Below are 6,707 nucleotides of genomic sequence, written 5' to 3'. Positions count from 1 at the left end.
CACCCATCCACCCATCCACCCATCCACCCATCCACCCATCCACCCATCCACCCATCCACCCATCCACCCATCCACCCTATGCTCCCCTCCCCCTCCCACCAGCTGATCATGTTTAGCGGCAAGGGCGGCGTTGGTAAAACCACCCTGGCCTGTGGATTCGCCCGTCAACTGGCCCGTCAGCAGCCCCAGGACACGGTAATGCTGCTGTCCACAGACCCGGCCCATTCCTTAGGGGATGTGTTGCAAGTGGCGGTTCACAATATCCCCACCCCCCTGGCCGATCGGGCTAACTTGCAGGTGCGAGCTTTGGACGCCAAGACCCTGCTAGAGCAATTTCGCACCGACTATGGTCCAGTGCTAGAACTTTTAGTGGAGCGGGGTAGCTTTGTGTCTGGGGATGATCTGACCCCAGTGTGGGATATGGGGTGGCCAGGGCTGGACGAGTTGATGGCCCTGCTGGAAATACAGCGGATTTTGCGCGATCGCGCAGCCGATCGAATTGTGGTTGACATGGCCCCCAGCGGCCACACCTTGACCCTATTTGCCCTGATGGACTTCTTAGATACCCTGCTGGCCGCCCTAGATCAATTTCAGGAAAAGCATCGGGTGATGACCAAAACTCTAGCAGGGCACTACACCCCGGATCAGGCCGATCACTTTATTCAGACCATGGCCCAGGATTTGGCGGCGGGGCGGCAGTTGATTCAAAACGGCGATCGCGCCGCCTGCTGGATCGTGGGCATTCCCGAGCCCATGAGCTTAGCGGAAACTCAGCGGTTTATCGCCGCCTTAGGGGATCTACAGATTCCATTAGGTGGATTGGTGATTAACCGCATCCAACACCAGGGTAACCAAATCATTGCTCCCCATCGTCAGCTATTGCAACAGTTCCAGAATATAGCCCCAAATCAATCGCTGTGGTGGTTGCCCTGCCAGACGGACGAACCCATTGGGGGGTCGGCACTGGATAGGCTGCTGAGCCAGGTTCAGCGGTTAGCTCTCGACCCTGTTGGCCCGGCTCCAGCGGCTGATTTGATCTGGCCTGATCCGCTGTCCCCCGGCCTAGAGGACCTAGTGGCCCAAGGCCGCCGATTAGTGATTATTGGCGGCAAGGGAGGAGTCGGTAAAACCACCGTAGCTGCCGCTCTCAGCTGGGCGATGGCCCAGGCCCATCCCGAAGCGGCGATTCGAGTGATGTCGATTGATCCGGCCCACTCCCTGGGGGATGCCTTTGGCCAGCCTTTGGGACATACCCCCACCCAGCTCAGCCCCAACTTGCAGGGCCAGGAAGTCAGTGCCGAGGCGGTGCTCAATCGGTTCCGGGCCGACTATCTTTGGGAACTGGCCGACATGATGGCCGGTGACGATGACTCCCTCGCTGGGATCAAGTTGGCCTACGGTCCAGACGCCTGGCGGCAGATTGTCTCCCAGGCATTACCCGGGATTGACGAAATGCTGTCTCTGGTCACAGTCATGGACCTACTGGACCAAAATGAACAGCAACTGATTGTGCTAGATACAGCTCCTACGGGCCATTTGCTCCGGTTTTTGGACATGCCCACTGCCCTAGGCGATTGGCTCAGCTGGATTTTTAAGCTGTGGATTAAATACCAGGACGTGGTAGGCCGGGTCGAGTTTATGGGGCGATTACGCACCCTGCGCCAGCGGGTGATCGCCGCCCAGAACAAGCTCAAAGATGCTCAGTACACCGAGTTTATTGGAGTGGTACAGCATCAGTCAGCCATCCTGGCCGAGGCTCAGCGCTTGACCCAAACCCTGCAAACTATGGGCATTGCCCAACGCTATATCATCCATAATCGATACCAGCCTGGGCAAGATGTCGCCGCCGCCTTTCCCGAACAACAGGTTATCCGGCTGCCAGCCTTCCCTCCCGGTGCCACTGCCAACGCCCAAATTACCCAGGCCGCACGGCTGTTAATCGGGCCGAGTATGCTGCGGCATCAGGCGGCCAATCATTCCTGACCCCGGCCCCCTTAGTACCGACACCCTCCGCAAAGGTAGTCATATTCTCGGTATCGACCGATACTAGTATAAGCACTGAACAAATCTGAACCCTAAGAAACAGTGGAAAAGCCCATACCAAAACGCTACTATGGGCCTGAGTTCTATCATTCTTCGATCCGGTCCGGGATTTTCCGGACAGTTGAACCTAGAATTATAGAATTTCCCCCTTCAATGCACTTCTTCGGCACCGTAAGAGGAGTCAACCGTGGCAAATCATAAGATTCTGGTCATTGACGATAGTCGGGTCATTCGCATGCGTGTGCGCGACATGCTGCCCCAGGGCAACTTTGATGTGATTGAAGCCAAGGACGGGGTCGAAGGGATGGACGCTATCCGCAGTCAGCGTCCTAATCTGATTATGCTCGACTTTTTACTGCCTCGCATGAGCGGGTGGGAAGTGTTTCAGGAAATCCAGGCGAACCCAGGCCTACAGCACATTCCTTTGGTGTTGATGTCGGGGCGCAAAGAAGAAGTGACCGAAAAAATCACTGAACCGTTTGAATATTTCGAGTTTATTCAAAAGCCCTTTGAGCAAAAAGAGCTGATCGAAGCGATCAAAGCGGCTATGGTTAAAGCTCGCAAGCCCCGGCGTGCTGCCCCGGGAGCAGCCGCTACGGCAACTGCTGCAGCTGTTCCCGCAGGCAGTATTGATCCCGCTGAATTCAAGGCCCTGCAAGCTCAGGTGAAGCAGCTCCAGGGAGAGTTAGCGCAAATGAAAGGGCAAATGGCCAAAATGTTGGCCTTCATCAAGCAAAAGCTGCGATAGTCAGGTATCTAGTACACCAAGGCAGAAATTAACCTACTGTTCAGGACGCTTAAAATCCTTACGCAGCAACAATTTTTCACCTTGAACTTTGCATTTTGAATTCCGCGTAGCGGTACTAGTACTGCCTGGCAGAAAGATGGCCACCCTTGCTGAGGGGCTTAGGTGCTAGGTCTCAGGCGCTAGATGTCAGGTATCAGGCATGGTTGGCCGCCTGATGCCTCCGAGTCTTAGTATGCTGCTTATTGGGAGCTGCCGACCTGATCCCGATCGGTTTGGATTGGGCTTGCCTGGTTGGTTTGGGGGCGGTTGTCGTGGTTTAAGTTGCCAGCGGTAAAGGGTAGAGAGCCTTTCCCTTGATTCAGATCCCGTTCCATAAACACCTGTTGCGGTACGCCAATCGTAATCCCTTCCTGCTCAAAAGCTAGGCGCAGACGACGGCGGTATTCCCGAGCCACTGGGAACTGTTGTAAGGGCCGAGTGCGAATCCAAATGCGAATACTGATGCCAGCGTGAGTCACGGCCTCGACCCCGACCATTTCAGTGGGGTCGAGAATATCTTGTTGCCACAGGGGGTCTGCGGCCAGGGTATGAGCCACATGGCGCACTACCCGCAAGGCATGGTCAATATCGGTGTCGTAGGCCACGTCAATGGTCAAATCGACCCGTGACCAGGTACGACTAAGGTTGTCAACTTGCTCAATTAAGCTATTTGGTAGGGTGATCAGGCGACCATCGGGACCCCGCACCTGAGTAACGCGCAGGTTCAGGTTTTCGACGATCCCGGCAGCGGTACTCGTGGTAATGAAATCGCCAATGGCATATTGGTCCTCCAGCAAAATCAAAAAGCCGTTAACCAGGTCTTTCATCAGATTTTGCGCCCCAAAGGACACCGCCAAGGCCGCCAAGGCCCCAAAGGCCAGGAGTGAGGCGGGGGCAATACTCAACACTTGCAGCACCCAGAGGGTCGCCAAAATATAGATGGCCGCTGTCTTGAGGCCTTTGAGGGCAGCGGTAATTGTAGAAATGCGCATTGACTTGCGCTGCAGGGCATCGAAGTCACCCAGTTCATTTTGACTCCAGGCTCGGGCAATGCGGTCAATACCGAGGTTGGCTAGGCGGTTAAATAACCCCGCAACAAACCAGGTGACTAGCAGCAACAGCGGCGTGGAAAACAAGCTGACGGCGTAGCCACGGGTTTGGGGAAACACATACAGCACGGCCGATAGTCCGGCAATCCACACAAAGGCTATACCCCAAAACAGCAGCCAGCGGAAAAAGGATAACCCTTGTATTCTTTGCTCTAGGGAGAACTGATACCGCAACTTTTGGGGGCCTGGTGGCGCCAAAGAAGGTTGTTTAGTCGGGTTGAGCGGGTTGGATAAATGGGCGTCTGGATCAGAGCACAACTGCTTCAGCTTATGCAGCCGCCAGGTGATGAGCTGCCAAACGCTGGCCAGGATAAGGGTAGCCAGAAGACTGGCAAAGATAGCCCAGATGGTTTGCCGCATATGACGCCGCAATGCATCGGGCCGACGACTATCAATCGATCGCTGTAGGATGTTTTGTAGCTGGTCTTGCCAGGTTTCAGCCAGCGCTGTGGGTGAGACCCCATAGTACTGAGCATCGGCTGTGGTGACGGTCAATAACGCCTTGGGGTCGGTTATGCCTGAACTAGTAGCTAATAGGACGGGTTGCCCATCTAATTGACGCACCAGAACTTGAATGGTCAATGCCTCGTCATCAGCAGAATCTGCGTCGTCTAGGACTGCTAATGTATTGGCGATCGCCTGTCTGAGGTTATTTTCAATTTCCCGGGCTCGCACTTCAACCGGTAAAGCCCCGGCAGGATCGTTACGGTTAAATACCGCTGGGGAGGCAATCTTAAATAGCTCGGTACCGTCCAAACTAATCGAGGTAACTTCGAGTTGACCAATACGCTGCACGCCAGCCGGTGGTCCACCAGTGTCAGCTGGGCTGAATAAGTTGGGCAATTGCGCAGCTGTGGGGGTTAGCCATCCCCCCAGACCGAATGCTAAAACCAGGCTGAGCAAGCTGATGATCAGCCGCTGTCTCCACCTTTGATGGCTCCAGAGGGATGGGGTTATGTCTCTAAATGTCACCATGGAGGACCTGATGTGGATTGATCTGTTGGTCATTGCGATCGCGGGACTACAAACTCAGGAGCCCCCTATTTTAGTTAAAACGGTTACAGTTTCTCTGGCCTATGCTAATCAAAACCAGGCCGTTCATCTAGGGGGAGGGCAAGGTGCCCCATCTAAAGAGAATGGTTCCCAGTACCTTCTTAGGAGACGAGAGACGACCCAAACAGTTTCCAAGGGGCAACATTAATGAAAAGATAAGCATTGCTGTTGCATCCCGTTGTTTTATGACTGATGAGCCGACTTTACCCCAGGGACCTGGCTGGGGCCTAACATTTTTGTATTACTTTTTAGGCACAGCGATGGTCTCCACCTTACTGGCCAGTAAAAGCCTGGGCGTCAGTTTAGACACTGGTCTCCCCAGCCAATTTGGCCTACTACTGGGGATCATTGGCGGTATTCTGGGGACATTAGTGAATCGCAGCAGCACGTTAGAGCTACCGATTCGCAACCCCAAGAAGTTTAAACAGCAACTCGATACCGTCTTGGCGGACATGGGCTATACCGAAGTGAGTGACGCCCGCTCTGATGGGGTTTTGGTCTATGGACGCCCCCTATTACGACAACTGCTCTCGGGTAAAGTCTATGTGCAGCTGAATCCGAAACAAGCTGCCATCAGCAGTCGGGTCAGCCACATTCGCCAAATCAAACGCCAGTTGGCCAACGAAACCTAGTGTAGAAAGGCAGAAGGATGAAGGCAGAAGGATGAAGGCAGAAGGATGAAGGTAGAAGGATGAAGGCAGAAGGATGAAGGTAGAAGGATGAAGGTAGAAGGATGAAGGCAGAAGGATGAAGGTAGAAGGATGAAGGTAGAAGGATGAAGGTAGAAGGATGAAGGTAGAAGGATGAAGGTAGAAGGATGAAGGTAGAAGGATGAAGGTAGAAGGATGAAGGTAGAAGGATGAAGGTAGAAGGATGAAGGCAGAAGGAATTTGTCCCTGGGTAGCCAGGACATTTCAAAGATATCCATGGGTTCCGGCATTGGATAATTGACAGGTTCCTGTCACCTGTCACCTGTCACCTGTCACCTCACACTTGCCACCCATCTGCCATGCCCCGGAAACAAAAATTTCCCCACCTACTGGGGTCTAAATGGACGGCCTGTTACCCCACCGAAGGCTGGCGACATTTTCAGGTTGCTAACCGTAAACAGGAGGGATCTTGGGTGTTTGCCGAGCTAGTGGCCGCCTGTGATCCCACGGTTCGGCTATGGGTCAACGCGAAGCAGTTGAAAAATCGCTCCCTATGGCAGGCGGGATGGCAACCCCTAGGGCAAGCACCTACGGGAACAGATCAATCAGAGGCAGCTGATTGCGTTAGGATTGAGGACAACGACGCTGACGGTTAACCTGACCGTGCTCATCAAGGGGCGAAACACGTTACAGTCAAGAAAGACTGGCCTGAGGATAACTGCTATGTGGCACATTGTTTATATCATTGCATTTGCGGTTTTGGCGATTTTAGCCATCACTAACCTGGTAAGAAACTTGATTCTACTGGGGGGTAATACCCGGGGGGGCCAGTCCTTTCAGGCTAAAGGAGGGGTAGGCGGATCTAGCAGCGATCGCCGAGTACCTCACCCCGAGCTGCTTGACCAGGATGGCCAAATGATCCGCGAACCGCTGTTGGTAATGCGGTCTATCTCTGTCAAAGACGCCCGAGAACAACTGGATTCCCTCTATGACGGCCAGGGATCGTCCTTGGATGACTCAGATTCCGATCCCGATCTCAGCTAACTCGATTTTAGGTGGCGTCTA

General features: G+C 53.9%; 7 protein-coding genes. 6 read left to right on the top strand and 1 reads right to left on the bottom strand.

The annotated features are described in order from the left end of the window. Positions 1–78: 78 nt before the first annotated feature. Both E1H13_RS21630 and E1H13_RS21625 read left to right on the top strand, forming a co-directional pair. On the top strand, positions 79–1,983 hold the full coding sequence (locus E1H13_RS21630) for a TRC40/GET3/ArsA family transport-energizing ATPase (protein WP_240966778.1): 1,905 nt from the start codon (positions 79–81) through the stop codon (positions 1,981–1,983). A gap of 247 nt (positions 1,984–2,230) precedes the next feature. After that, positions 2,231–2,791, top strand: a complete 561-nt coding sequence (locus E1H13_RS21625) for a response regulator (RefSeq protein ID WP_169616569.1) — start codon at positions 2,231–2,233, stop codon at positions 2,789–2,791. Positions 2,792–3,030: 239 nt separating this feature from the next. Here E1H13_RS21625 and E1H13_RS21620 read toward each other — a convergent pair whose 3' ends face one another. After that, positions 3,031–4,782, bottom strand: coding sequence for a mechanosensitive ion channel family protein (locus tag E1H13_RS21620; protein WP_169616567.1), 1,752 nt, complete (start codon positions 4,780–4,782; stop codon positions 3,031–3,033). 112 nt (positions 4,783–4,894) lie between these two features. Here E1H13_RS21620 and E1H13_RS26995 point away from each other — a divergent pair, with 112 nt between their 5' ends. The 4 genes from E1H13_RS26995 (at position 4,895) to E1H13_RS21605 (ending at position 6,686) form a co-directional block, all read left to right on the top strand. Beyond that, positions 4,895–5,140, top strand: coding sequence for a hypothetical protein (locus tag E1H13_RS26995; RefSeq protein WP_206070821.1), 246 nt, complete (start codon positions 4,895–4,897; stop codon positions 5,138–5,140). A gap of 112 nt (positions 5,141–5,252) precedes the next feature. After that, positions 5,253–5,624, top strand: a complete 372-nt coding sequence (locus E1H13_RS21615; protein ID WP_169616565.1) for a hypothetical protein — start codon at positions 5,253–5,255, stop codon at positions 5,622–5,624. A 377-nt stretch (positions 5,625–6,001) separates the two neighbouring features. Next, positions 6,002–6,298: a TIGR02450 family Trp-rich protein gene (locus E1H13_RS21610; RefSeq protein WP_169616563.1), complete on the top strand. Its 297-nt coding sequence runs from the start codon at positions 6,002–6,004 to the stop codon at positions 6,296–6,298. A gap of 67 nt (positions 6,299–6,365) precedes the next feature. Beyond that, positions 6,366–6,686, top strand: a complete 321-nt coding sequence (locus tag E1H13_RS21605) for a DUF2973 domain-containing protein (RefSeq protein WP_169616562.1) — start codon at positions 6,366–6,368, stop codon at positions 6,684–6,686. The last annotated feature ends 21 nt before the right edge of the window (positions 6,687–6,707 follow it).

The sequence above is a fragment of the Nodosilinea sp. P-1105 genome (genome assembly GCF_012911975.1).
Classification (GTDB): domain Bacteria; phylum Cyanobacteriota; class Cyanobacteriia; order Phormidesmidales; family Phormidesmidaceae; genus Nodosilinea.
Note: the sequence above shows the minus strand (reverse complement) of the source record. Positions and strands in the feature narration are given on the sequence as shown.